Origin of the sequence: Erwinia psychrophila, from assembly GCF_039023475.1 — a bacterium.
In the GTDB taxonomy this organism is placed as follows: Bacteria; Pseudomonadota; Gammaproteobacteria; order Enterobacterales; family Enterobacteriaceae; genus Erwinia.
The window spans coordinates 375,363-398,714 of the sequence record NZ_JBCHVB010000003.1 but is presented as its reverse complement, the minus strand read 5'-3'; the positions used below and the strand labels follow the sequence as shown (position 1 = coordinate 398,714).

Genomic DNA, 23,352 nt, shown 5'->3' with positions numbered 1-23,352 from the left:
TCCCGCGTCATTAGCAACGCGGGACGGACAGCGCGGATTCGTGCCGGTCAGGATCTACGGGCGACCAACGTGTCGTTGCGTTTAGCACGCCGCCCGTTGCCGGCGCCGGTAAAAACTATTTTTTACCCGGCAGAACCTCATTCAGCAGCTGGCTGGCGGTATCGGCCAGCACCTGGCCTGCGCCACGATCGCCTTTTATCATAGAAGCCATAAAGGCTTTCGCCTGTTTTAAGGTGATGTGCGGCGGCAGCGGTGCCACTTCCGGATCGGTTTTCACCTCCAGCACGACCGGACGGTCAGCGCTCAGCGCTTCAGCCCATGCCGCGCTGAGCTTTTCAGGATCGTCAACGAAGATGCCCTTCAGCCCCAGCGATTCCGCAAACTGCGCGTAGTGTACGTCGGGCACCGCCTGCGTGGCTTCAAAGCGGGGGTTGCCTTCCATTACCCGCTGTTCCCAGGTGACCTGGTTAAGGTCCTGGTTGTTAAATACGCAGACAATCAATTGCGGCGTGGCCCACTGCTGCCAGTATTTCTGGATAGTGATCAGCTCTGCCATATTGTTCATCTGCATCGCGCCATCGCCCACCAGCGCCACCACCGGCTTCTCCGGCTCGGCAAATTTTGCCGCTATCGCGTAGGGAACGGCTGCCCCCATACAGGCAAGGCCGCCTGAGAGCGTGGCGCGCTGCCCCTGCTTAACCCGGTAATCACGGGCGAACCAGTTAGCGCAGGAGCCGGAATCGGACGTGACGATGGCGTTGTCGGGCAGCAGCGGCGACATTTCCCAGACCACGCGCTGCGGGTTAACCGGGCTGGCCGACGCCATCGCCCGCTCTTCCATAACCTTCCACCACTCCTGGACGCCGACCGCAATCTCTTCCTGCCAGGCGCGATCTTCCTTCTGCTTCAGCAGCGGCAGCAGCGCGCGCAGCGTTTCGGCCGCATCGCCGTGCAGGTTCACTTCGCAGGGGTAACGCAGCCCGAGCATCGCCGGATCAATGTCTATCTGTACGCCACGCGCCTGGCCCTCTTCCGGCAGGAACTCGGTCCAGGGGAAGCCGGAGCCGATCATCAGCAGCGTGTCGCAGGATTTCATCATATCGGCGGAAGGTTTGGTGCCAAGCAGGCCCACGGAGCCGGTCACAAAAGGCGCATCGTCGGGCAGGACATCTTTCCCCAGCAGCGCCTTCGCCACCCCTGCTCCCAGAACGTTTGCCGCCTGAACCACTTCAACCGCCGCGCCGCGGGCGCCGGAGCCGATTAAAATCGCCACTTTTTTCCCACTGTTCAGCACTTCTGCGGCGCGCTGTAGATCTTCCGGGTAAGGAACGACTTTGGGTCGCTGATACCCCACGGCGGAATGGGTAAAGCCGTGCGCGTGTGCCGGGGCTTCCCAGGGCTCATCCTGAACGTCTTTCGGAATAATCAGCACGGCAACGCCGTTCTGCGCTTTCGCCAGACGAACGCCGCGATCGACAAGATGGCGCAGCTGAGCAGGCGTAGCCGTTTCCTGCACAAAGTTCGCCACGTCGGCAAAAACCCGATCAAGGTTCATTTCCTGCTGATAGCTGGCACCACGCGCGGTCGTCTCCGCCTGGCCTGCGATAGCCAGCACCGGCGCATGATCCATTTTGGCATCATAGAGGCCGGTCAGCAGATGCGTGGCTCCCGGTCCGCCCGTGGAGAGGCACACGCCCATCTCACCGGTAAACTTGGCGTGCCCGACGGCCATAAAAGCGGCCATCTCTTCGTGGCGTACCTGAATAAACTCGATGCCCTCGCCGCGCTTTTCCGCCCGCTGGAGCGCGCCGAGCACGCCATTGATTCCGTCCCCCGGATAGCCATAAATACGCGTGACGCCCCAGGCTTTGAGACGCTCAACAAAAAAATCACTGGTCTTGCTGCTCATTATCAGCCCCATCCTTATTGATACATGAGCAGTTAATGATAGTTGAAGCGTCACAAAGCGCGGGCTGGCGTCCTGATTATCTCAGTACAGACCATACCGCCATAAGGAAGTGTGGGCGGTGATGAAGATAAACAGCGCGGCGTTCTCAGGCCATCGCCTGGCTCATCAGGCCAAAGGCCAGCATGCCGTCGGGCTGCCAGGGCGCGCCACGGAGCATCGCGGTCGGCCTGTCCACTTCGTACAGCCCGAGGCTGGTCAGCCAGGGGCTCAGGCCATAGCTACTGTCGGTATCGATGCGGACAAATTGTCCCTGAAGCCCGCACAGCAGTTCACTGACCAGCACTTTTGCCTGCGCCAGATCGCGACAGATCACCGGCCCGAGCGCATAACCGTGCCCGAAGCGACGCAGGCAGGCAAAACCGCTCAGCCTGCCCTGCGTCTCCAGCACCAGCATGCGTGCCGTGCTTTTCAGCAGCATGGCGATAAGCCTGGGGCGGAACTGTCCGTGCGCCTGCGTATCCAGCGTCGTCAGCGCCGCCGCATCTTCCGGACGCGCCGGACGCAGCTTGATGCCGGGTTCAGGCAAAATGGGGGCAAACTCAGCCAGTTCGCGGCTCTGGTGCTGGGCAATCTCGCCCGTCACCACAAATCCCAGTTTTTCATAGAGTCCTTTGCCCGCCTCCGTGGCATGAAGCCGCATGCTACTTCCCTCTGATGCGGTCAGCGCTGCCTGCACTAAGCTTTTCCCGATCCCTTTTCCCTGCGCGTCGTCAGCGACGATCACCAGCCCCAGCGAGGCATAATCTCCGCCCCAGCGCCATAAGAGCGTTGTGCCCAACAGTCTGCCATCTTCCTCCGCTACCACGCCCTCGCCCAGCCGCAGCGCCTGCTGCCAGTCCGCCTCGCGGTGCGGCCAGTTCAGCCGCTGGGTCAGCTCGCGGGCCGCAGCCAGATGCGATTCCTTCATCGCCGTAATCTGTACAGCCATTTTTCTCTCCCTTACAGCATACCTGGTGCGTCAAGGCTGGCACCCTTCACCAGCCGTGAATAGCGAAACGGCGCAGGATCGACAACGGGCGTGGCATCCGTGGCCAGATCGGCGGCCAGACGGCCCGCGCCGGGACCAATACCAAATCCGTGCGCGCTGTAACCGGCGGAAATAATCAGGCCGGGCAGCTTCGCAACGGCTGAGATCACCGGCACCGCATCCGGCGTGCTGTCAATCATCCCGCCCCAGGCCTGCTCGACCCGGAGATTTTCCAGCGCGGGATATTCTTTACGCATCGCGGCAAGGCCTTCCTGTACGACCGCCCTGTCCGCAGCGGGATCGAGAATACGCACCTTTTCGAAAGGGGATATCCGGTCGAACTGCCAGCGGGCAAAGGATTCCGGCCCGCTGAAAAAGGCCTCCAGGCCCAGTTCAAGGCTCAGATTTTTGCGACGGGAACGGTAGGTCGGGAAAAACTGACGCGCATAGCGCAGCCCCTGTGCGCCAGGTGTCAGGCGGCCACGTCCGGAAACGGAAACGGTGTAGCTGCCGTCCAGCTGTGGGCGGCAGGCAAAAGTGGGCGTATAGAGCGGCATGCTGATGGCCTGGGCAACCGGCGCGGTCCGGAATGCCGTACCAATAACGTTCCCAAGGGGTAAATCGATGCCGTGCCGGCGGCAGAACATTGAGGTCCAGGCGCCGCCGGCGCAAATCACCCGGCTGGTTTTGATCAGCCCCCGTTCGGTAATCACTCCGCTGACCTTTCCGGCTGAAATATCCAGGCCCCGCACGGCGCACTGCTGAAACACGCCCGCCCCAAGGCGCTGCGCAGCAATAGCCAGTCCGGCAGACGCCAGGGAAGGCTCCGCGTGGCCATCGGTAGGTGAGGAGACGCCGCCCAGCCAGTGACTGGTACTGCCCGGCGTCATCGCTTTCGCCTGCGCGGCGGTCAGGATATCGCTGCGGATGCCGTAGGCTTTCGCCATTTTTCCCCAGCGTTCCCAGGCGTCAATCTCCGCCTGATTTCCGGTGGCATAGACCAGTCCCGAACGACGGAAGCCCAGCTCCTCCCCGGTCTCTTTACCGAGCGCTTCCCAGCGCTGAAGCGCATAGACGATCAGCGGCAGTTCACGCTCGTCGCGATTCTGCTGACGGCACCAGCCCCAGTTGCGGCTCGACTGCTCGCCGCCCACCAGTCCTTTCTCAATCAGCACCACATTGATGCCCTGCTTAGCCAGTTCGTAAGCGGCGGCCGTCCCGGCAATACCGGCACCGATCACCACTACCTCCGCCGAATCGGGAAAGTAGCGGCTGTCCTGTACATATCGAATTGGTGCGGGCATGTTGCTCTCTACCTCATAACCGCAGCCTGTTCCGCACGACGCTGTGCTATCTGACTGCTGCCTGTAGCATGCCAGTTAATCGCTGTTTTATCGACGGATTCGTCAGATATCCATAGCGAAAGCAGCGACAGAAAAACGCTGCTTCCGGCATCTACGCAGAATGAGAGTTGAGAGAGGCTTATTGTGAACTGTTTTAGCTCACCAGCATTAGTTCACGATCTTCAATGAGAGGCTTATTCAGCAGCGACAGCAGGATGTTCTTCACCGCCTGGGCGGAGGCGGAGAGCGGCATGCGCGCGGAAACATTCAGCGACAGCGGCAGGCTCAGCGTCGGGCTGTTGATACGCGCCATCCAGGCATTGGTCGAGCTGACCAGCGTACGCGCGGCGGATTCAGGCAGTACGGTGACGCCCGTTTCGCTGGCGATGGCCGCGGTCAGCGTGGCTACAGATTCAATTTCGCCAATGATCCGCGCGCTGAGACGGCGCAGCGAAAAAGCTTCATCAATGCGCTTGCGCACCGCGCTGTAATCGCGCGGTAAAAAGAGGTTCATCTGCGCCACCTGGCTCAGCTCAACGCTCTGTCCCGGACAGGTGGTTGCGCCAACCAGATAGAGATCTTCCTTCATCAGCGTCTGGCTGGTGATGCCCGCCGTAGGGGAGCGATCGTAAAGCACCGCCATATCCAGCTGTCCGCTCATGACTTTTTCATTCAGTAAGACGCCGCTGTTTTCATGCAGATAAACCCGCACATCCGGAAACTGGTCGCGGACAGTTTGTAGTAAAGGCATGGTCAGCGAAGAGGCGGCGGAGCCAGGCGCAAGGCCTACCGTCACCTGACCGTTAAGCGACTGGCCGGCATTGACCACCGCGGCCTGCGCCTGTTCGCACTGACGTAAAATGGTCCGGGCGTGAGAGTAAAGAATTTTACCGGCATCGGTCGGGGTCACGCCCCGCTTGGTGCGGATCAGCAGCTGCTGGTCCAGTTCGTTCTCCAGCGTTGCCACCTGCTGACTGAGCGCAGGCTGTGCAATATGCAGCACTTCTGCTGCCTGCGTCAGACTGCCGATATCGACGATTTTCACAAAATACTTCAGTCGTCTTAAGTTCATGTTGCCTCCGTCATGGATCGCTGTATGCCAAAATCACTGGCACTGAAAAGAGTTTCCCCTGGTGCTCAGAAAGAATTGCAAGCGACGTGCCAGAATTTTCTTAAGGAACGCCTCGTCCGGCGCTTTACGGCTAACCGGCGGTAAAATAAGAGAATCTGATTACCTCTAAAGGGGTAATTAGCATTGTTGATAATGTGACGGCGCGCGCCGGCTGCCGCAGCGCACTATAATGGTGCGCAAGGTGCCGCCGCATTGTGCATGTCGCTGAGGACACCAGCGGTGAGGCGGCGTCCGCGCGTATTGCCTGCGCTGTTCATCTGAGCTAAAATTAAGCGCAAATGAACCTGTGGAGGTTATGATGACTTTTTCTCTCTATACGCCTCACCAGCGCCCGCCGCGCAGTTCGCTGCTGCTTTCCCTGGATCTTCCCGAAACCCTGACCGAGGCGCACGAGCGTATCGCCGGTGGTCTGAGTGCCACTCTGCTCAGGCGTATCGCCTCGCTTTCCAGTCTCGAAGAAGCGCTGCTCTGCCGCATGGCCGGTATCGATCGTAACACCTACAGCCGCCGTTTAAGCAGCGCCAGCCAGACTTTTTCGGCCGAGCAGAGCGGTCGGGTTTATATGCTGGTACGCGTGATTTCAGCCGCCAGCAGGCTGTTTAACGGCGATATGGCCCGCGTGGCGCAGTGGCTCGACAGCCCGGCCAAAGGCCTTGGTGGCAAAAAGCCGGCAGATATGATCTCCACGCCCGCCGGTGCCGAAGCGGTGATTACGCTGATCGGGCAGATTGAGCATGGCGTGATCACCTGATGCCGTCGGTCACCTTCTACCGGCTGGTGAAAAAGGCCTGGGTCGACAACGCGTTTGACGGCGAAGGCGCCAGGCTTTATGGGGGAAGATGGAACTCCGCAGGCCAGGCCTGCGTTTACCTTGGATCAAGTAAGGCGCTCTGCGTGCTGGAAGCTTTGGTGCATCTCACGCTCGACGATCTCGCTAACCATTACATGATGCTTTCCGTCGGGATTCCGGCGGCACTGATCCGTCAGCTTGATATACAGCTTCTGCCCGGCGACTGGCAGAGTGACCCCGCCCCACTCTCCACCAAATATATTGGTGATGAGTGGCTGAAGAGTACTGCCGACGGGCTGCTTCTTAAGGTGCCGAGTACCCTGACCGGTGAGTGGAACGCTCTGTTTAACCCGGCTCATCCCGCCGCAGCCACCGCGCTGAAGACGGTAACAGCCGAGCCGTTTTTCTTCGATCCCCGCTTCCTTTCTGCGCGCTGAGCCGCTGCTCAGCGCTTATTGCGGTTACGATACATATCTATCGAGACCGCACTGACGATAATGATCCCTTTAATAATGTCCTGCACATAAGCGTCCACGCCGACGAAGGTGAAGCCGCTTTTAATTAACCCCAGGATCACTGCGCCAATCAGCGTCCCGGTTATGCGTCCCACGCCGCCCATCAGGCTGCTGCCGCCAATCACCGCCGCCGCAATCGCATCCAGCTCGTAGGACATCCCCATACTTGACTGTCCGGTGCTGACGCGAGCGGCAAGCACCACACCCGCCAGTCCGGCCAGCCCACCCGCAATGGTATAAACGAGGATCAGGTACTTATTGACGTTAATACCGGAAACCTTCGCCGAAGTCATATTGCCGCCGATGGCATAAACGTATTTTCCGTAGCGGGTATGCTTCAGCGCGATATGGAAAACGGCCGCCACCAACAGAAAAATAATCACCGGCATTGCCCCCTGGCCGATGGCCGTAAAGCTGTCGGAAAGGAAGCTGATCGGATTACCCTGCGTGTAGTACTGCGCCAGACCACGCGCTGATACCATCATTCCCAGCGTGGCGATAAAGGGTGGGATCCCGGTTTTCGTGATCAGCAGACCGTTAATGATGCCGCAGAGCAGGCCGACCCCGACGCCAGCCACGACGGGCACCGCCATCGGCATATTGACCAGCGAGGGAAACATGGGTGAAAGGCTGTCGGAGGTTTGCGCCAGGCTCGCTGCCACCACCGCCGCCAGCGCAATCACCGATCCGGATGAGAGATCGATGCCCGTGGTGATAATGACCTGAGTGACGCCCACGGCGATAATACCGATAATGGCGACCTGAAGGATGATCAGCACCAGCCTGCCCGGATTCATTAAAAAAGATTGATCGCGGACATACCAGCCCGAGATCTCAAAGATCAGGGCGATGCCCACCATCACGAGAAAGATGCCGGTATCCTTCGGCAGCTTGTTTTTAACGTTAGTATAAAGCGACGGCGCAGGGGCCGGTTGGGAAGTCGTCATTTTCAGATCGCTCATTTGTTCACCTCAGGCCTATTCGGAGGCCAGCGACAGGATACTTTCCTGATCGGCCGCGTCTTTATCGAGAATGCCGGTAATACGGCCACCGTGCATCACCATCACGCGATCGCTCATGCCCAGAATTTCAGGCAGTTCAGAGGAGACCATAATGATGGCGACGCCGCGGTTTGCCAGCTCGCTAATCAGGCGATAGATTTCCGCCTTGGCGCCCACATCAATACCCCGCGTAGGCTCATCGAGGATCAGCACTTTGGGCTGTGCCAGCAGCCATCGTGCGATAAGCACCTTTTGCTGGTTGCCGCCGCTGAGGTTATTGATGATTTGATCCATCGTCGGCGTTTTAATATTCAGCCGCCTGATCTGCTCCATGCAGTCCTTCGCCATCTGGACATGGCTGACGAAACCGCCCTTACTGCTGTATTCCGGCATGTTGACGATGCTCATATTTTCCATCACCGACAGCACCAGAAATAGCCCGGACTTTTTGCGATCCTCGGTCAGAAACGCCAGCCCTTTCTCAATCGCGGTGGCGGGAGAATCGATATTCACCGGCACGCCGTCGATCAATATTTCACCGCCGTCAGGGTGGGTCATGCCGAAAAGACTCTCCATCACCTCGCTGCGTCCTGCACCCACCAGTCCCGCCACCCCAAGGATTTCACCGCGCCGGACGCTGAAGCTGACGTCATGAAAAACGTCCTGCCGGTGCAGGTTGCGCACCGTCAGAACTTCTTCGCCGATATTATTGTTGAACTTGGGAAAGAGCTGGGTCAGTTCACGCCCGACCATCTGCGTGATCAGTGACTGCCGGGAGTAGCTGGCCGTACTGTCACTGCCCACCCAGGCGCCGTCGCGAAATACGCTGACCTCATCGGTAATGGCAAAGATCTCATCCATTTTGTGGCTGATATAGATGATGGCTTTCCCCTGCTCCCGGAGATCGCGGATGATAGCAAACAGATGCGAAACCTCCGTCTCGGTCAGCGCCGAGGTCGGTTCATCCATAATGACCACATCAGCGTTCCAGGAGACCGCCTTGGCAATTTCAACCATTTGCTGAGAGGCGATGCTTAAGTCGCCCACCAGCCGCTCCGGCGTGAGACGGATATTCAGCTTGCCGAGCAGCTCTTTTGTCAGCCTGTTCAGCCTGCCGTGATCGACAAAGCCATATCTGACCGGCTCCCTGCCCAGCCAGATGTTTTCCGCCACCGTCATATGCGGCACCAGATTCAGCTCCTGGTGGATCATTGAGATTCCGGAACGCAGCGCATCCATCGTGTCCTGGAACTGCACCGGTTTTCCTTTCACACGGATAATGCCGTCATCGGGACGGTAAATCCCGATGAGGCACTTCATTAAGGTGGATTTACCCGCGCCGTTTTCTCCCATCAGCGCGTGCACGGTGCCGGGCTTAACGCGCAGGGAAACGCTGTTTAATGCCTTTACACCTGGAAAAAATTTACTGATACCTTCAGCTTCAAGCGCATATGCGGACATGGTTCACCCTCCGTACAGCAGGATTATTTCTGATTCATGCTGGTAAACTGCGCCATGTTCTCTTTGGTAATCAGCTTGTAGGGGATATCGACAATCTTCTGCACATCCTCGCCGTTCGCCAGCTTGATGGCCGCCTGCACCGCACCTTCCCCCTGCCCTTTAGCGTCCTGGAATACGGTGGCAACCATTTTGCCGTTCTTCAGCATCTGCAGCGCATCAGGGGTGCCATCGACGCCGGCCACCAGCACCTGACCCGCATTTTTGCCCAGCGCCTGAAGCGCGCCGATCGCCATCTCGTCGTTATTCGCGGCAATGGCCTGAATATCTTCTCCCGCCGTCATCCAGTTGCTGACCACGTCTACCGCATCGTTACGGGTAAACTTCGCGGTCTGCTCCTGTACTACCTTCAGGCCAGGGTATTTCGCCACTACCGCCTTCACGCCTTTGGTACGCTCGCGGGTCGATTCATTGGCGAGATCGCCCAGCAAAATGGCGATATTGCCCTTAAAGTTCATTTTCTTAGCCAGCGCTTCCATCTGCAGCCGTCCTGCCAGCTCGGAGTCGGAACCGACATAAGCCATTTTCCCGGTCAGCGGGAGCGCGGGACGCCGGTTAACGAAAATCAGCGGCACACCGGCCTGCGAAGCCTGATCCATAATCGGCTTCACGGCGTTGGTATCCACCGGGTTGACGATAATGGCATCCACCCCCTGACTGATAAAACTCTGCACCTGCTGTAGCTGTTGAGAAACATCCCCTTTGGCATCTTCAATCTGCCCGTTGACGTTTTTTTCCTGCATCTCTTTTTGCATCGCCGTACGGACAATCGTCAGAAAATTGTCATCAAACAGCGCCATTGAAACGCCCACCTGGAGATCTTTGGCAAAGCTTGCAATCGGTAACATACACACTAACAGCGACGCTAAAATCGTTTTTTTCACGTTCATGGCTGAGCCCTTTTGTCGTAAGGTTGTGCAGGCTGGCTGGGACATCGAATGAAAAATATTTTTTACATTCACGCAACTTCACCAACGGGTGGATAAAAAACCAGAGGATTATTTTCCTGATTTACGATCGGTTTTCGCTCGCTCCTTCGTTTTGTTAATTATTTTAAATCAGCGGGTTGCTTTTAAAATAGCGTTTCAGTTCAGCGCCTGCCTTCCGGCGGCGCCGGTTACAGGTTTGTTTATTTCAATTTTGTTAAGTTTGAAATTTAAATTATCAAAGCACCGAAACGTGCGTTTTAAAATCAACAGATCACAAAATTTTGACACACCTCTAACATCAGGAGCGGATTCGCGCTGAAGTGAGATCTGACGCATGGGAATGAATTTTGACCAGCGGGGAAGGGAAAACTGCCAGTTGCTGCTTTTGCACGCGCTTGAACCGGAATTTTACATTCGCCCTTTGACATTCACCGGGACCGTCGATACTATGCGCCCCGTTGAAACAATTCCTCTGTAGTTCAGTCGGTAGAACGGCGGACTGTTAATCCGTATGTCACTGGTTCGAGTCCAGTCAGAGGAGCCAAATTTAAAAAGCCCGCTTAAGGAAACTTAAGCGGGCTTTTTGTCTCTTAAATGCCGTATCGAAGGTCACTGCCTCACTCCCCTCTCCGCTCATTTCTCTGGCTAACGCGCCTTTACAGCGTGACGGCATCCGACCGTTACTGACATTTGACGAAGAACACGCGCTAAATGACATCCGGTTCGGCTGTAACCAGTTAAAAACTGCTGCGGCATAAGCATTTCCATACCGCCCTGCTTCAAATGCGTGCCTCCCCAGACAAGCTTTTAAGGCCGATCTGATAAAGGATGACCGTCATTGGGTATTCCTTATGCTTGCGATGTTTACCTGCCACTGATTTAGTTTGTTGTATAAAGCGGTGCGGGAAATCCCAAGCAGCTGTGCAGACTGGCGTAAATTCCCCCTCTGCGCGCTAATCACCTGCAATATATGCTGGCGCTCTTGTTCCAGCAGTGAAGAGGGAGCCTCAGCGTACGACGGCGGCTGGTCAATCACCTGCGTCATCTCTTCAGGGAAATCCTGAAGATCGATGATCAGCCCGTCGCATAAATTTACGATGCGCTCAACCAGATTCTCCAGCTCGCGCACGTTACCCGGCCAGTGCCACGCCTCCAGGCAGCGCATCGCCCCAGGTGAGACCTGAGGTGGAATACGTTTAAGCCGGGCACACAACGCGTGAATAAACGTGTTCACCAGATCGGGAATGTCTTCCTGACGCTGACGCAGCGCCGGGATTTCCAGTGAAATCACATTCAGCCGGTAATAAAGATCCCGCCGGAATGACCCCTTTTCAACCGCATCCAGCAGATTACAGTGGGTCGCGGCGATAATCCGCACGTTCACTTTAAGCGGATACGACGCACCGATGCGCACTACTTCGTTTTCCTGCAAAACGCGAAGCAGGCTGGTCTGCGCCTCCAGAGGCATCTCAGCAATCTCGTCGAGAAACAGCGTCCCGCCATCGGCCAGCTCAAACTTCCCGGCTGAACCACCGCGACGCGAGCCGGTAAATGCGCCATCGGCATAGCCAAACAGCTCGCTCTGCACCAGGTCACGCGGCAGTGCGCCGCAGTTCAGCGCAATAAACGGCTCCTGATGGCGGGGGCTGGCATTGTGAATTGCCTGCGCAAAAAGCTCTTTGCCGGTGCCGCTTTCTCCGCTCAGTAAAACGGTACTGTCGGTACGGCTGCTGGCGCGCGCCTTGTGGATCGCCTGCTGTAGGCGCGGCGCATGGCCGCGAATCATCTCAAAGGTATAGCTGGCGCTGGCACCCATAACCTGCCGCGTGATCGCCCGGATGCGTTTATTCTCACGCAGGGACACTACGCGACCGCCGTCAGGAGCGGGCATCAGAGAGATCAGGCAGGCGATCGGCTTAACGCCATCCGGCAAGAACTGCAGTTCGCGGTCGTTGCAAAACGGCATGGTTTGCAGCGATTCACCTTGCGGTTTCAGCAGCACGTCAATCGGACCTGCGGCAGGATCGAGGCCACTGAATATCTGACGCGCATAGCGATTAAGCGTTTTAATTCGTCCCTGGCGATCGCAGACAATCACGCCTTCATTCAGCGTTTCAAGAATGGATTGCTGCTCAGCCAGTAAACTGCGCAGCATCAGCTGCTGACTGACGGCTTCTGCTGCCGCCTGTACCGTACCAAGCGTATGTGCGTTGAAGTTATCCGGCGTGGCGGTCAGTGTCAGTACGCCAATCAGTTGACCGTTGACATCGCGTACCGGTGCGGCGGCGCACTGACGATGACGTCTGCGCAAGTCAGTTTTCCAGTTTTCACCACTGAGGACATAAACCAGCCGCTGTTCGATAAGGCATCGTGCAGTGCAGTTCGTCCCCAGCACTTCCTCGCGCAAAATGCTGCCGACTGGCGTGAGATCCGAACCGCAGTAATGCAGCGTCACGCCCTGCGCATCAGTAAGGTTGATATGGCCATCCGGGTTATACGCCAGCAGGTTCTCCATAATGCTGCGCGCAACGGCGATCAGCTCTGCGTTAAATTCAAGGATCGCTGCCAGCTCTTCTGGCGGTGGAAATGCATAAATGAAGGATTCAGGATCGATAGCACGCTGCTGTGAACGCTGCCACGACTGCAAAATAGTGGGCCTGATCCAGCCCGGCTGTTCTCCACGTTCAAAATCGTACCACCCCAGCCACAACAGCCTGTCCCATTCGCCAGCTTCTGAGCCGTCTGGCAGGCTGAAGATAGGATCGCTTTCATCTTTAAACGGCTTACGTTCCTGAATTTGCATATCGCCACCCGGATTAAATGGAATGTCCATTTTATTGACATGTTAAGTTGACATGTAAATTTTGTTTGCAGTTTGTGAAGTAACGCTGTGCTGTGCCTCACAAAAAAAGCCTCTTTTACCGTTGGCATCCTCTTTGCAATACCCTTACAGCTCCGCTAAATGCTGTTAAAGAGGAAGTAAGTCACTATGCGTAAACACAATTTACGGTTGATATTGTTTATCTGCTCGGTCGCGTCGCTGAGCGGCGTCATCCTCGGCTATGACGCGTCGGTCATCTCCGGCGTCATTGAACCCCTTTCAGAACATCTGGCGCTATCCCCCTGGGAAAGTGGCTGGGCTGTTTCAAATGTCATCCTTGGGTGCGTCATCGGGGCATGGGGGGTGGGTTATATCTCTGACCGGATCGGCCGGAAGTCCACGCTTATAATCACAGCCGTACTTTTCGTTATTTCCGCTATCGGTTCCGCGCTGGCCACCTCGCTGACCGATTTTGTTATTTACCGGCTTATCGGTGGATTTGCTGTCGGCATGGCGTCAGCCATCACCCCGCTTTACATCGCTGAAGTTTCACCGAAAGACTGGCGCGGTCGCATGCTGGGTTTACAGCAAATGCTGATGGTAGGTGGACAGGTCACGGTATACGTTGTGAATTACCTGATCGCCCGTGGGATGCCGCATGAGTGGATTGTCAGTAGCGGCTGGCGCTGGATGCTGGCTTCCGGGATTGTCCCCTGCGTGCTGTTTCTTTTGCTGGTGCCTTTCATGCCGGAATCCCCGCGCTGGCTGGCACTGAAGGGAAAAACTGAACGGGCGCGTCAGGTGCTGACGCAGTTGTCCAACGCGCAGCATGCTGACCGTTTGCTGCAGGAAATCATCGCCTCTTCCAAAGATGAGGCTGCTCAGGCCAGTCAAGGCGGCATTCTGCGCGATCCGCGTACCCGCTATATCCTGTTAATAGGCTGTGCCATCGCTATCCTGCAGCAAATTTCGGGCATCAACATCCTGCTGTATTACGCCCCCTCGCTGCTGCAAAACATTACCAGCAGTACGCAGTCCTCCCTGTTTCAAAGCATTTTCCTTGGTCTGGCGTTGCTGGCAGGCGTGGCGGTATGCCTCAGCACGATTGATCGCTTTGGCCGTACGCCTCTGCTTCGCTGGGGAGCGTTAGGCTGCGCGCTGTGCCTGATTTTCACCTCCTGGGCTTTTATCACTCAGGCAGAGGGTTTGCTGCCGGTAACAGGACTGGTGGCGTTTATCCTGATTTTCGGCCTCTCCTGGAGTTTAGGGGCCTGGCTGCTGATCTCAGAAATCTTCCCTAATCGCATGCGCGCTGTCGCGATGGGCTATGCCTTTTCTTCAATGTACGTGGCGAACTTCATCGTCACCCAGAGCTTCCCAATGATGAACCGCAGCGAAGTGCTGATGACCCATTTCCACGGGGCGTTTCCTCTGATGCTGTGCGCCCTTGGCTGTCTGGTGGCGTTCTGGTTCGTTCGCCGCTTCCTGCCTGAAACGCGCGGCGTGTCACTGGAACATATTGAGCCGCTGATGCTCTCCAAATCCCGTCGTTTCGCTGCCACAGCGCAGCAAACTGTAGAACAACCTGCCTCGCCTGAATGGGCGAACACCAAATAACAAGGAGTTTTTATGACGAACAAAAATGTGCGCGTTGGCCTGATTGGCGCAGGCCGTATGGGCAGCTTTCATGCGGAAAACCTTGCATGGCGCGTGCCGGGCGTCACGCTGGCAGCGGTAGCCGATCCGCAGACAGGTGCCGCAGAGAAGCTGGCTGCAAAACTGGGTGTGAAGAAAGCCTACAGCGATCTGCATGCGCTTCTGCAGGATCCGGACATTGACGCAGTGGCCATCGCCGCCCCGGCGCGTACGCATGCCGAATGGGTTATCGCCGCTGCCGGTGCCGGAAAGCATGTTTTCTGCGAGAAGCCCATGGCAGTGACGCTGGAAGAAGCCGATCGCGCTATTGCGGCAGCGAAAAGTGCGGGAGTGGTTTTACAGGTTGGTTTTAACCGGCGCTTTGACAGCGGCTTTGCGGCGGCTATCGCGGCGGTGAAAGCGGGAGAGAATGGCATCACGCAGCTAAGCCGTTCGGTAACGCGCGATCCCGCGCTGCACGACCCTTCACGCATTCCACAGTGGACTATTTTTCTTGAGACGCTGATTCACGATTTCGACACGCTGCTGCACTTCAATCCCGGAGCCAAACCCGTTGAAGTTTATGCGCTGGCCGATGCGCTGGTCCGCCCGGACTTTAAAGATAAAGGGCTGCTGGACACCTCGGTGGTAACCATCCGCTTCGACAACGGAGCCATTGCCACCGCAGAAGCCAACTTTCAGGCCGTGTATGGCTATGACGTGCGCGGTGAAGTATTTGGTACTCAGGGCATGCTCCAGGCTGGCCATATCAATGCCACAAACTGCGTACGCTACCATCAGGGTGGCATTGCGATTGAAACATCACGCATGGACTCCGATCTGCTGCGCGACGCCTATGTCGCAGAAATGGCGGAGTTTGCCCGCTGCATCCGCAGCGGTGAAATGCCGCGCGCCACCGGTGAGGATGCGCGAAACGCGCTGGAAATCGCGCTGGCCTGCATTGAATCCGTTCAGCAACAGCAACCTGTCAAACTGGGAGCACGCTGATGGCTGGTTATCAACTTTCTGTCTGCGCCGAAATGGTGTTTCTCGATTTGCCGTTTATTGAGCGCGTAAAACGCATTCACGATCTGGGCTTTGGTGTTGAAATCTGGAGCTGGGAGAACAAAGATATCGCTGCGCTGGCCGCAACAGGCGCGCGCTTTACCTCCATGACCGGTTATCTCTCCGGCAACCTGACCGACGACGGTGAAATTCAGCAATTGCTACACAGTGCTGAGGCTTCGCTGGCAGTTGCAGAGCACCTTAACTGCCCTGTGCTTAACCTGCACGGCACCGGGCTGAACGACAAAGGACTCCCGGTGAAACCGGTGGAGAAAGTTACCGGCGCGATGTGGCTAAAGGCCGCTGATACGCTGCGCTGTGTGGCGCAACTCGGTGAACGCGCCGGGCGAGTCTTCACTCTGGAAAACCTTAACCTGCCGGTGGATCATCCAGGCACACCGTTCGCACTCGCCGCTGATACGCTGGCGCTTGTGGAAGCCGTTAACAGTCCGGCGCTGAAGATGAACCTGGATCTGTATCACGCCCAGATCGGCGAAGGCAATTTAATTGAGCTGATCCGCCGCTGCGGTTCCGCCATTGGGGAAATTCAGGTAGCTGACGTACCTGGCCGCCAGCAGCCGGGCACCGGAGAAATCAACTATCCCGCCATCGCCCGCGCACTGCACGACATGCAGTATCAGGGCACGGTAGCAATGGAAGGCTGGGCCAGCGGTGACAGCACCGCTGCGCTTCAGCAATTCCGCGAGCAGTTTACCGTGTAAGCATTGCAACGCCGGGTATTTGCCTGTTACCCGGCACTAAATAAGCAAAAGGTGCAGAGGTTTAGCTGGATACTTAGCGTTGCCCGAACGGCTGGAAGCGTATTGGTGACTATCCCGATACATCAGCCGCTTCTTTCAGGTCGTGAAGCATTTCGTACGGGAGGAAGATTATTGCAGCCGGAGTAGTGAAAAAGGGAAAACGGATTCAGGACGATAAAGCGTGTTCTGCTACCAGAATGCGACCTCATCAAAAAATGAGCGCGCGATAACAGCGCGCCCGCTGAGTTAACATAAAAAGCATCAGGTAAGAATGGCTTCCAGCCTGGCCAGCACTTCATCCAGAATGCTGTCAGGTATACGTTCCAGCCGTTTGCCGTTGCGGGCTCCCATATCAATGGTTCTGGGCTGATCGCAGCGGATCACGCCCGTTGTTCTGGTTCCCGCCCCATCCAGTGAGACAGTAAAACCTGCCGTGCGGGCGAAGTTTCCGCCGCTGGTCACCGGGACAACAACGGGCAACCGGGTGAACTTGTTAAAGGATGCCTTTGATACGATAAGCACCGGACGTTTTCCGCTTTGTTCATGGCCGGTGGTGGGATCCAGTGAAACGAGCCAGATTTCCCCTCTGTCCATTTACAGGATCTCCTTGCCCACCGCAGGCGCATCAATCCATTCCCTATCCTCTTCGCTCATTTCGGCGTGCGGATCGCACTGCGCCAGCAGTTCTTCAAGCGAATAACGGGGCCGTTTCTGAGGTTCAATAATCAGGCAGCCATTATCAATGGTCATGCCCACTTCGCTATCCGTCGACAGCGCCAGCGTTTTCAACACGGCGGGAGGAACCGCCAGCATGATGGATCCGCCGACTTTTTTCAGGCGAGTGATATACATAGAGCACCTCCAGATATTATATTTTAATATAACATCTGCGGCGGACGATGCACAATTATTCATCAGATCCATTGTGATTTCCTTAGCGGCTTAGCGTAATAAAGCTTTAATCATCAGAGGAGAGATCCGGTAGTTTTGAAAGACAGCATTACCGCTAACCGTCCTGATACACCAGACGCTTCTTTCATGCCATAAAGCATTACGCCCCGGCAAAAACCTGGTGTGCGACAAAGAAGGCCGATAATAGAAAACTGTTTTTGCGGTTCAAAGGATTATTGCGGATCGGATAAACAAAATGCGGCGCAGCCTCCATATCCGGCTGGCGCTAAAGGGAACAGCAAGGAACCAGATTAACAAAAGCAGACCTCCGTGGAAGTCTGCTTTTACTTTCTACCAGTACATCTTCCAGCTTTGCGTCATACGCACCAGCGCCTCCACGTAGAAATAATCTCCCCAGCTTGCACATTCATCCACACCTTTATTACTGGCAAGATGATAGACGGAATGTTTAAGCACTCCATTACAGGGCTCCTCTTTCCCGGCGAGATAATGCTGCGTCAGGGATGACATTATCCTTCTGGCCGCCCGAAGGTAGGCCTCCCTTTCCGGATCCACGAGCGGCAGGTGCTTGCATAACTCCAGCAGACCGCAGACGGCGATGGCTGCGGCAGAGGAGTCACGCAGGGCATCCGTCCCCAGTAAAGCGAGGTCCCAGTGGCAGACACCATCCTCTGGGAGGCGATTAAGAAAATAGTTGGCGAGTTTTTTTGCCAGTTCGAGCAGCTCACGCTCTCCGCTGTAGAGAAAACTGAGCGTGAATCCGTAAATCCCCCAGGCCTGCCCCCGCGACCAGCAGGAGTCATCCGCATAGCCCTGCTGCGTGTCACCATAGCGCGGTTTGCCGGTCAGGGTATCCATATAGTAAGTGTGGTAGGTCGACGCATCTTCCCTGATCAAATAACGGGCCGCCTGACGCACGTGTTCACAGGCGGCCTGGGCAAAACGCGGATCGCCTGTCTGTTCGCTGGCCCAGTACAGCAGCGGAAGGTTCATGTTGCAGTCAATGATCATCCTTCCAGCCTGTACCGGGTCGGAGAGATCTCCCCATGCCTGAATAATGCGGGCTTTATGATGAAAGCGCTCCAGCAGCGCCTCGGCTGCCAGCAGCGAGAAGCCACGCGCCTCCCGGTTGCCCGTTAAACGCCAGGCCGCCACGCAGGAGAGCGTGTAGAGAAATCCCAGGTCATGCGTATTGGTGTCATGCCGGCCTGCAATGCGCATCCCGAACGACCGGACATGGTTTTCCGCCATTGAGCGGAACCGTTCATCGCCGCTCATCTCCCAGGCGAGCCATAGCTGGCCGGTCCAGAAACTGGTTGTCCACTCCACGTTTTCCGTTAACGGATAGTAGCCACCGTTACAGGTTTCCGCGGGAAAGCGCTCGCCAAAATCTGCGACATTACGGCTGATTTTTTCAAGCACATCGCCCCGCGTCTGCTTTAACATATCGTCAAAATGACGCGCATCCTGAACGCTCTCCGTCAGCTCACGCAGCGGCTCTTTAACACAATTATTCAGCATAGTCTGGCTCCTTTCACGGCCGGTCTTTTTCACCCGGACGCCGTTATTGATGGATTTCTTCCGGGGCGTTTTTCGTTCCGGCATGGCGTAAAGGCGCTTTTTTACTCCGGCAGGCAGAGAGCGTCAGCGACGATATCAGCGTAAAGATAAGCGCGATGCAGCCCATGATAATGTAGGTTTTTTCAAACCCGATTCGGTCATACAGCAGGCCAGCCGGCGACGACACCACCACGTTCCCGACATATAACATCGCCTGATACCCCAGCAGATACATGGTCGCGTTGACGCGTTTGTCGAAGTGTTCAGCAATATATTTAAATACGGAAACCAGCAGCAGGCAGATCTCCAGCCCGTAAAGCGGCTTAAGAACGGAAATCAGCAGATGCGAATCACAGAGGCCTGAGATAATCAGACGCGCACCTACCACGAGGCCGACGATCAGTAAGCCTTTTTTAGCGCCGATATAATTCACAAAGGCGGGAATAATCATATACATGATAAATTCCATCCCGGACTGGACAGTGCCCAGATAGCCAAATACCGCATTTCCCTGATTCACATCATCAAAGAAGGTCACGAAATAGCGGGAGAACTGCTGCTCAGCGATAAACATCATCCAGGCCACGCCCGCGATGTAGAGACAGAACGCCCAGAACTTTCTGCTTTTAAGCAGGGCTGAAACATCCGCCGGTACAATTTTTTCCTTCGAAAGGACGTCACTGGCATAGGCGGTATGCGTGTTCACTTTCAGGCTGAAAAGAACAAACAGCATCACGATCGAGGTCAGACTACCCAGGATAAAGTTATAGGCGGGAGATAAGTTAAAAAGTATCCCGGAAAATGAGGAGGCCACCGCCCAGCCCAGCGACCCCCACATCCGGATCTGCCCGAACTCCATGCCGTTAAGACGACTGTAGCGGTCAGCATAAGACTCGCAGGCCGCCACCCCGGCATACCAGGCGAAACTCAGGTAAATTGCGCCGACAATAATGCCAACCAGAGTGCTGGATAACAGCAGCGGCTGATAGACATAAATAAAGAAAGGGGCCATCAGGGCCGACATTCCGACCACAAAATAGAGCAGGTATTTATTCATGCCCAGCTTATCGAGGATATAACCGTAAACCGGCTTCAGTATTACCGAAAATATCCCGTTCACCGCGAATACCGTACCAATTACGGTGCCGCTGAGATGACTCTTTTGCCCCAGCCAGATAGCGAGCAGGCCGATACTTGCCGACCAGGTAAAAAAATACATAAAAATAAATGAGCTGATTTTATAATATTCATAGCGATTTTCAGAAGTTATATTTTTCATAAACGCCTCAATAAGATACAGTCATTTTCTGTAGGTTCAGATACTGACAGAGATAGCCTTTTCCATGTCGTCATACCTGACAGAGAAAGTTTTATCGTTCATTGTGAACAGGGGTGGGTTGGTATATTTCTTATTAACCTCGCCGGTCGCGGCAACGGCACCGACAAGCCAGCTTATTCCCTGGGAAATCGATCCTGACAGAACAGGAATGGCCGCACATTCAGCAAACATGATGCTGCTGTTGGGAGGCGTGACGACATACCCTGGCTCTCGCTGTAAACAGGGGGAGGCATCGTGGATCACGCTGGTGCCATTGCTGGCACAGAGCAGGCTTTCACGGTCATTAGCGGAAGCTTTTATTTCAAGCCCATTCTTTACGGCAAACCCTCCCTCCGCCGTTTTCAGTTGGCGCGCGCTCTCGATACGGTGGACACGAAGATGCCATTCGCCGCACGGAATAAGCCAGGTTTCAACATGCACATCATGCCAGGGGGACCAGCGCGACCAGATACAGTCATCGTGAACAATAACCTGCCCGCAGGCTCGCCTTCCGCGCCAGTAATCATCGTCCTCGCACAGCAACAACATTGAGTCACAGGCCGCATGTTTAATACCGTAGCGTCCCCGTTCAATGGTGAAGCCGAACAGGCTTGAATAGGCAAACTTGGTATATTTCGCCTCCGTATTGACGTAATTATTTAGCTCAAGCTGCCCGGACGTCAGCATATAAACCTGCCCACCCTGCTGCGGATGAACAATAATTTGTGAAGCCTGAGGGATAATATGGTTTACCCGCAGCTCAGGTAACGATTGCTCGGCGGATAACCAGAATTCATCTGTTTCAGGAAGGGCAAGGATCAGGAAGATTTTCAGCGCCCAGTAGGGCGAACCGGGAGAGTTATAATCTTCACAGAAGGCGAGATTAGGGTAACAATACCCAAGCGTCATAATGCCGTCGCGATCCAGAAAGGGTTTATCCTGCCACCAGCGTAGGTTTCGCAAAATAAGCCCTTTCACCAGGCCGGGGGTAAAGACCTTCAGCCCGGAGAAGGCCACCGCACACCAGAACGCAACGGTGGCAAAGCGGTAGGTGAGGCTTCTGCCGAAAGGAATTGAAGCGCCCTTCGCATCAGACATATAAATAAAATCATGCGCAAAAAGCGTTGCCCTGTGACGTAGCGTTTCAGCACGCTGCGGATCGTCCTCCCCATTCAGCGTCGCATAAATCAGTCCATAAAAGTGGAACGCCATGGAGATATAGTAATCGCGTGGGCGGCCTTCTCCATCTGAATACCAGCCTCCGCCGAGGTAATAGGCCTCCATCAGCGCAAAACGCTGGCTGATAACGTTTTCATCCCAGGGTAAGCCCGCCCGCTTGAACCCTAACTGGACCATGATGGCAAAATAGTTCCAGTTGCTGTCCGGCATCACGGCGGTGGAGATCTGATCCAGCCACCGGCAAAGGTCGGCAAGTTCTTTTTGGCTGAATCTCTCCGTCAGTCTCTCCTGCAACAGCGCCAGTCCCAGCCCATAAACAGCCATCTCAACGAAACGTTGATCGTACGGCCCGGCGTCGCCCCAGTAGGCCGCTGACTTCGGATCGGTCCCCACCTTTATGGCCTGAATGTAGCGGTCGCTGAAAGCCTCTTTTTCGCCGGAGGCCATCAGCGGAAAAAGCCCCCATAAGGCCCGGGATAGCCCCTCCATACGGGCAATTTCCGCGCCGTAATGTGCGCCGGTATCGCCGAGCGCAATACCGGCGCTATCCGGGGTAAACTGATTACTTAGCGGTTCCAGAAATGTGCAAAGAAACTGAATAACATCCTGCCGGGAGGACAAGGGATTTGATTTTATCTGTTCGCGATGCATCTGTTTACCTCTGGCGTAGGACCTTCCGATCGGAGAGTCCGGGATCGGAGTTAGGGGCATAACCCATTGCTGCGCAGAGAATAAGGAGGCTGTAGGGTTCAAAACGTTAGCAAGGTCACAGAGATGAAAGGGGGATGGCACAGCGGTCTTGAAAATTTAAAAAAACGTTTTATTAATGGTGAATCCCCCCAAAAAATTAAAAATGTTGCCCCATGCTTCCGACCCGCCTTCCAGACCGGCTTGAGCTGATTTCGCTCAGGGATAACGTTATTTCATTCAGCCGGCTGAATGCGAACCCGGTTCGCTATCATCACTGGCATCAGTGCCTTGAGGTGCTTTACGTCGAGGAGGGTTATGGTGTGGTGATTGCCGACAACCGGCATTACACCATGCGGCCAGGCAGAATGTTCGTTTTCCCCCCCTTCACGCTTCATAAAATCATGGTGGAAGAGTGTGCCGCGAATAGTTACCGCCGCACCATTATCCATGTCGATCAGCATGCCGTTCTGCCTGCGCTTGATGCATTCCCCCATCATAAGCAGAAGTTCCTGCGGCTCTCTGCGCGAGGGAGCGAGGCGTTTGTCGCCGATCTGACTGACTTACACCCGTGGATGATGACCTTGTTCACCCATTACGGCGCGCTTGCTAAAGGGGATGAGCTGGATAAGGAGAGTGCGGCGACGTTACTTCTTTCGCTTTTCAGCATGATCCCGACCAAGGAAAAAACTATCCGGGAAGATGAGTACCAGCTTTCCCGTCAGGTCATGCTGTGGGTGGAGGAAAACTATATGAAAAAGATCAGTCTGGAGAAGCTGGCGGCAGACTTGAATAAATCCAGATGCTACCTTTCCCGCCGTTTTCATGCGGAAACCGGCGAGAAAATAAATGAATACGTCACCACCTACAGACTGAGGAAAGCCTGTGAACTGCTGCTGCGCAGTGAAATGAGCATTCATGAGATAGGTGTCCATGTGGGCTTTGCCGACGCGACCTACTTTATAACGTCATTCAAAAAGGGCATTGGTAAAACGCCGCTTCAATACAGAAAAAATAAATCCAGCGCCCTTGCCCCGCCTCCTGCCCCGTTCCGCACTCTGCAAATCGGGTAGCCATTTTTCGTCTATGCTGTTTGTGGGGACTTTCGACAACAGAACAGCCCATCACGCCGGTAAATTGCTCCGGCGTCGTTTTTTCAGGCTCGCCTGAAACTTTTACCACTGAAGCACTGTGGCAGTGTGCCGGGCCGCCACCTCTTTTCTCTTCCTGCGCCCTCACGCTGTCTGAAA

Annotated in this window: 19 protein-coding genes and 1 tRNA gene; 7 read left to right on the top strand and 13 right to left on the bottom strand. The window is 55.6% G+C overall.

What is annotated here, in order from left to right; genetic code table 11:
- Positions 1–115: 115 nt before the first annotated feature.
- The 4 genes from AAH446_RS10645 to nac form a co-directional block, all read right to left on the bottom strand.
- A complete protein-coding gene (locus AAH446_RS10645) occupies positions 116–1,909 on the bottom strand; it encodes a thiamine pyrophosphate-requiring protein (RefSeq protein ID WP_342906679.1) in 1,794 nt (597 codons plus the stop codon).
- A 145-nt stretch (positions 1,910–2,054) separates the two neighbouring features.
- The gene (locus AAH446_RS10640) at positions 2,055–2,897 is read right to left on the bottom strand and encodes a GNAT family N-acetyltransferase (protein WP_342906678.1); all 843 of its coding nucleotides are present in this window, start codon (positions 2,895–2,897) and stop codon (positions 2,055–2,057) included.
- Positions 2,898–2,908: 11 nt separating this feature from the next.
- Complete coding sequence (locus AAH446_RS10635; RefSeq protein WP_342906677.1) at positions 2,909–4,240, bottom strand: NAD(P)/FAD-dependent oxidoreductase; 1,332 nt, start codon at positions 4,238–4,240, stop codon at positions 2,909–2,911.
- A gap of 193 nt (positions 4,241–4,433) precedes the next feature.
- On the bottom strand, positions 4,434–5,351 hold the full coding sequence (gene nac, locus AAH446_RS10630; RefSeq protein ID WP_342906676.1) for a nitrogen assimilation transcriptional regulator NAC: 918 nt from the start codon (positions 5,349–5,351) through the stop codon (positions 4,434–4,436).
- A gap of 355 nt (positions 5,352–5,706) precedes the next feature.
- Here nac and parS point away from each other — a divergent pair, with 355 nt between their 5' ends.
- Complete coding sequence (gene parS / locus AAH446_RS10625; protein ID WP_342906675.1) at positions 5,707–6,162, top strand: type II RES/Xre toxin-antitoxin system antitoxin; 456 nt, start codon at positions 5,707–5,709, stop codon at positions 6,160–6,162.
- Complete coding sequence (locus AAH446_RS10620) at positions 6,162–6,638, top strand: RES family NAD+ phosphorylase (protein ID WP_342906674.1); 477 nt, start codon at positions 6,162–6,164, stop codon at positions 6,636–6,638. The genes parS and AAH446_RS10620 overlap by 1 nt, the downstream gene beginning before the upstream one ends.
- Positions 6,639–6,646: 8 nt before the next feature.
- Here AAH446_RS10620 and AAH446_RS10615 read toward each other — a convergent pair whose 3' ends face one another.
- Genes AAH446_RS10615 through AAH446_RS10605 form a run of 3 tightly spaced genes read right to left on the bottom strand, consistent with a single transcriptional unit; the run spans position 6,647 to position 10,125 of the window.
- Entirely contained in the window at positions 6,647–7,663 is a 1,017-nt protein-coding gene (locus AAH446_RS10615) for an ABC transporter permease (RefSeq protein ID WP_463322804.1), read from the bottom strand.
- 30 nt (positions 7,664–7,693) lie between these two features.
- The gene (locus tag AAH446_RS10610) at positions 7,694–9,178 is read right to left on the bottom strand and encodes a sugar ABC transporter ATP-binding protein (RefSeq protein ID WP_342906672.1); all 1,485 of its coding nucleotides are present in this window, start codon (positions 9,176–9,178) and stop codon (positions 7,694–7,696) included.
- A 23-nt stretch (positions 9,179–9,201) separates the two neighbouring features.
- Positions 9,202–10,125, bottom strand: coding sequence for a substrate-binding domain-containing protein (locus AAH446_RS10605; RefSeq protein WP_342906671.1), 924 nt, complete (start codon positions 10,123–10,125; stop codon positions 9,202–9,204).
- A 507-nt stretch (positions 10,126–10,632) separates the two neighbouring features.
- Between AAH446_RS10605 and AAH446_RS10600 the strand changes: the two genes are divergently transcribed.
- A tRNA-Asn gene (locus AAH446_RS10600) sits at positions 10,633–10,708 on the top strand.
- Between the two features lie 291 nt (positions 10,709–10,999).
- On the opposite strand, the gene AAH446_RS10595 is transcribed toward AAH446_RS10600, so the two are convergent.
- Positions 11,000–12,967, bottom strand: a complete 1,968-nt coding sequence (locus AAH446_RS10595; RefSeq protein ID WP_342906670.1) for a sigma-54-dependent Fis family transcriptional regulator — start codon at positions 12,965–12,967, stop codon at positions 11,000–11,002.
- Positions 12,968–13,153: 186 nt separating this feature from the next.
- On the opposite strand from AAH446_RS10595, the gene AAH446_RS10590 reads away from it, so the two are divergent.
- Genes AAH446_RS10590 through AAH446_RS10580 form a run of 3 tightly spaced genes read left to right on the top strand, consistent with a single transcriptional unit; the run spans position 13,154 to position 16,407 of the window.
- Positions 13,154–14,602, top strand: a complete 1,449-nt coding sequence (locus tag AAH446_RS10590) for a sugar porter family MFS transporter (RefSeq protein WP_342906669.1) — start codon at positions 13,154–13,156, stop codon at positions 14,600–14,602.
- A 12-nt stretch (positions 14,603–14,614) separates the two neighbouring features.
- A complete protein-coding gene (locus tag AAH446_RS10585; RefSeq protein WP_342906668.1) occupies positions 14,615–15,628 on the top strand; it encodes a Gfo/Idh/MocA family oxidoreductase in 1,014 nt (337 codons plus the stop codon).
- A complete protein-coding gene (locus AAH446_RS10580; protein WP_342906667.1) occupies positions 15,628–16,407 on the top strand; it encodes a TIM barrel protein in 780 nt (259 codons plus the stop codon). Before AAH446_RS10585 ends, AAH446_RS10580 begins: the two co-directional genes overlap by 1 nt.
- Positions 16,408–16,707: 300 nt before the next feature.
- Here AAH446_RS10580 and AAH446_RS10575 read toward each other — a convergent pair whose 3' ends face one another.
- The 5 genes from AAH446_RS10575 to AAH446_RS10555 form a co-directional block, all read right to left on the bottom strand.
- Positions 16,708–17,040 carry a type II toxin-antitoxin system PemK/MazF family toxin gene (locus AAH446_RS10575; protein ID WP_342906666.1) on the bottom strand — a complete coding sequence of 111 codons (333 nt, stop codon included), beginning with the start codon at positions 17,038–17,040 and terminating at the stop codon, positions 16,708–16,710.
- On the bottom strand, positions 17,041–17,298 hold the full coding sequence (locus AAH446_RS10570) for an AbrB/MazE/SpoVT family DNA-binding domain-containing protein (protein ID WP_342906665.1): 258 nt from the start codon (positions 17,296–17,298) through the stop codon (positions 17,041–17,043). It lies immediately after the preceding gene.
- Positions 17,299–17,688: 390 nt separating this feature from the next.
- Positions 17,689–18,879 carry a glycoside hydrolase family 88 protein gene (locus tag AAH446_RS10565; protein WP_342906664.1) on the bottom strand — a complete coding sequence of 397 codons (1,191 nt, stop codon included), beginning with the start codon at positions 18,877–18,879 and terminating at the stop codon, positions 17,689–17,691.
- A 43-nt stretch (positions 18,880–18,922) separates the two neighbouring features.
- Positions 18,923–20,197, bottom strand: a complete 1,275-nt coding sequence (locus AAH446_RS10560; RefSeq protein ID WP_342906663.1) for an oligosaccharide MFS transporter — start codon at positions 20,195–20,197, stop codon at positions 18,923–18,925.
- Positions 20,198–20,233: 36 nt separating this feature from the next.
- A complete protein-coding gene (locus AAH446_RS10555) occupies positions 20,234–22,066 on the bottom strand; it encodes a DUF2264 domain-containing protein (RefSeq protein ID WP_342906662.1) in 1,833 nt (610 codons plus the stop codon).
- Between the two features lie 212 nt (positions 22,067–22,278).
- On the opposite strand from AAH446_RS10555, the gene AAH446_RS10550 reads away from it, so the two are divergent.
- Positions 22,279–23,175: an AraC family transcriptional regulator gene (locus AAH446_RS10550; protein ID WP_342906661.1), complete on the top strand. Its 897-nt coding sequence runs from the start codon at positions 22,279–22,281 to the stop codon at positions 23,173–23,175.
- Positions 23,176–23,352 lie beyond the last annotated feature (177 nt).

Bases quoted from the DNA above. Each gene is read 5' to 3' on its own strand.
- AAH446_RS10645 (WP_342906679.1), bottom strand. From the start codon at position 1,909: ATGAGCAGCAAGACCAGTGATTTTTTTGTTGAGCGTCTCAAAGCCTGG.
- nac (WP_342906676.1), bottom strand. From the start codon at position 5,351: ATGAACTTAAGACGACTGAAGTATTTTGTGAAAATCGTCGATATCGGC.
- AAH446_RS10580 (WP_342906667.1), top strand. From the start codon at position 15,628: ATGGCTGGTTATCAACTTTCTGTCTGCGCCGAAATGGTGTTTCTCGAT.
- AAH446_RS10615 (WP_463322804.1), bottom strand. From the start codon at position 7,663: ATGACGACTTCCCAACCGGCCCCTGCGCCGTCGCTTTATACTAACGTT.
- AAH446_RS10560 (WP_342906663.1), bottom strand. From the start codon at position 20,197: ATGAAAAATATAACTTCTGAAAATCGCTATGAATATTATAAAATCAGC.
- AAH446_RS10590 (WP_342906669.1), top strand. From the start codon at position 13,154: ATGCGTAAACACAATTTACGGTTGATATTGTTTATCTGCTCGGTCGCG.
- AAH446_RS10640 (WP_342906678.1), bottom strand. From the start codon at position 2,897: ATGGCTGTACAGATTACGGCGATGAAGGAATCGCATCTGGCTGCGGCC.
- AAH446_RS10595 (WP_342906670.1), bottom strand. From the start codon at position 12,967: ATGCAAATTCAGGAACGTAAGCCGTTTAAAGATGAAAGCGATCCTATC.
- parS (WP_342906675.1), top strand. From the start codon at position 5,707: ATGATGACTTTTTCTCTCTATACGCCTCACCAGCGCCCGCCGCGCAGT.
- AAH446_RS10635 (WP_342906677.1), bottom strand. From the start codon at position 4,240: ATGCCCGCACCAATTCGATATGTACAGGACAGCCGCTACTTTCCCGAT.
- AAH446_RS10575 (WP_342906666.1), bottom strand. From the start codon at position 17,040: ATGGACAGAGGGGAAATCTGGCTCGTTTCACTGGATCCCACCACCGGC.
- AAH446_RS10605 (WP_342906671.1), bottom strand. From the start codon at position 10,125: ATGAACGTGAAAAAAACGATTTTAGCGTCGCTGTTAGTGTGTATGTTA.
- AAH446_RS10555 (WP_342906662.1), bottom strand. From the start codon at position 22,066: ATGCATCGCGAACAGATAAAATCAAATCCCTTGTCCTCCCGGCAGGAT.
- AAH446_RS10550 (WP_342906661.1), top strand. From the start codon at position 22,279: ATGCTTCCGACCCGCCTTCCAGACCGGCTTGAGCTGATTTCGCTCAGG.
- AAH446_RS10565 (WP_342906664.1), bottom strand. From the start codon at position 18,879: ATGCTGAATAATTGTGTTAAAGAGCCGCTGCGTGAGCTGACGGAGAGC.
- AAH446_RS10610 (WP_342906672.1), bottom strand. From the start codon at position 9,178: ATGTCCGCATATGCGCTTGAAGCTGAAGGTATCAGTAAATTTTTTCCA.
- AAH446_RS10585 (WP_342906668.1), top strand. From the start codon at position 14,615: ATGACGAACAAAAATGTGCGCGTTGGCCTGATTGGCGCAGGCCGTATG.
- AAH446_RS10620 (WP_342906674.1), top strand. From the start codon at position 6,162: ATGCCGTCGGTCACCTTCTACCGGCTGGTGAAAAAGGCCTGGGTCGAC.
- AAH446_RS10570 (WP_342906665.1), bottom strand. From the start codon at position 17,298: ATGTATATCACTCGCCTGAAAAAAGTCGGCGGATCCATCATGCTGGCG.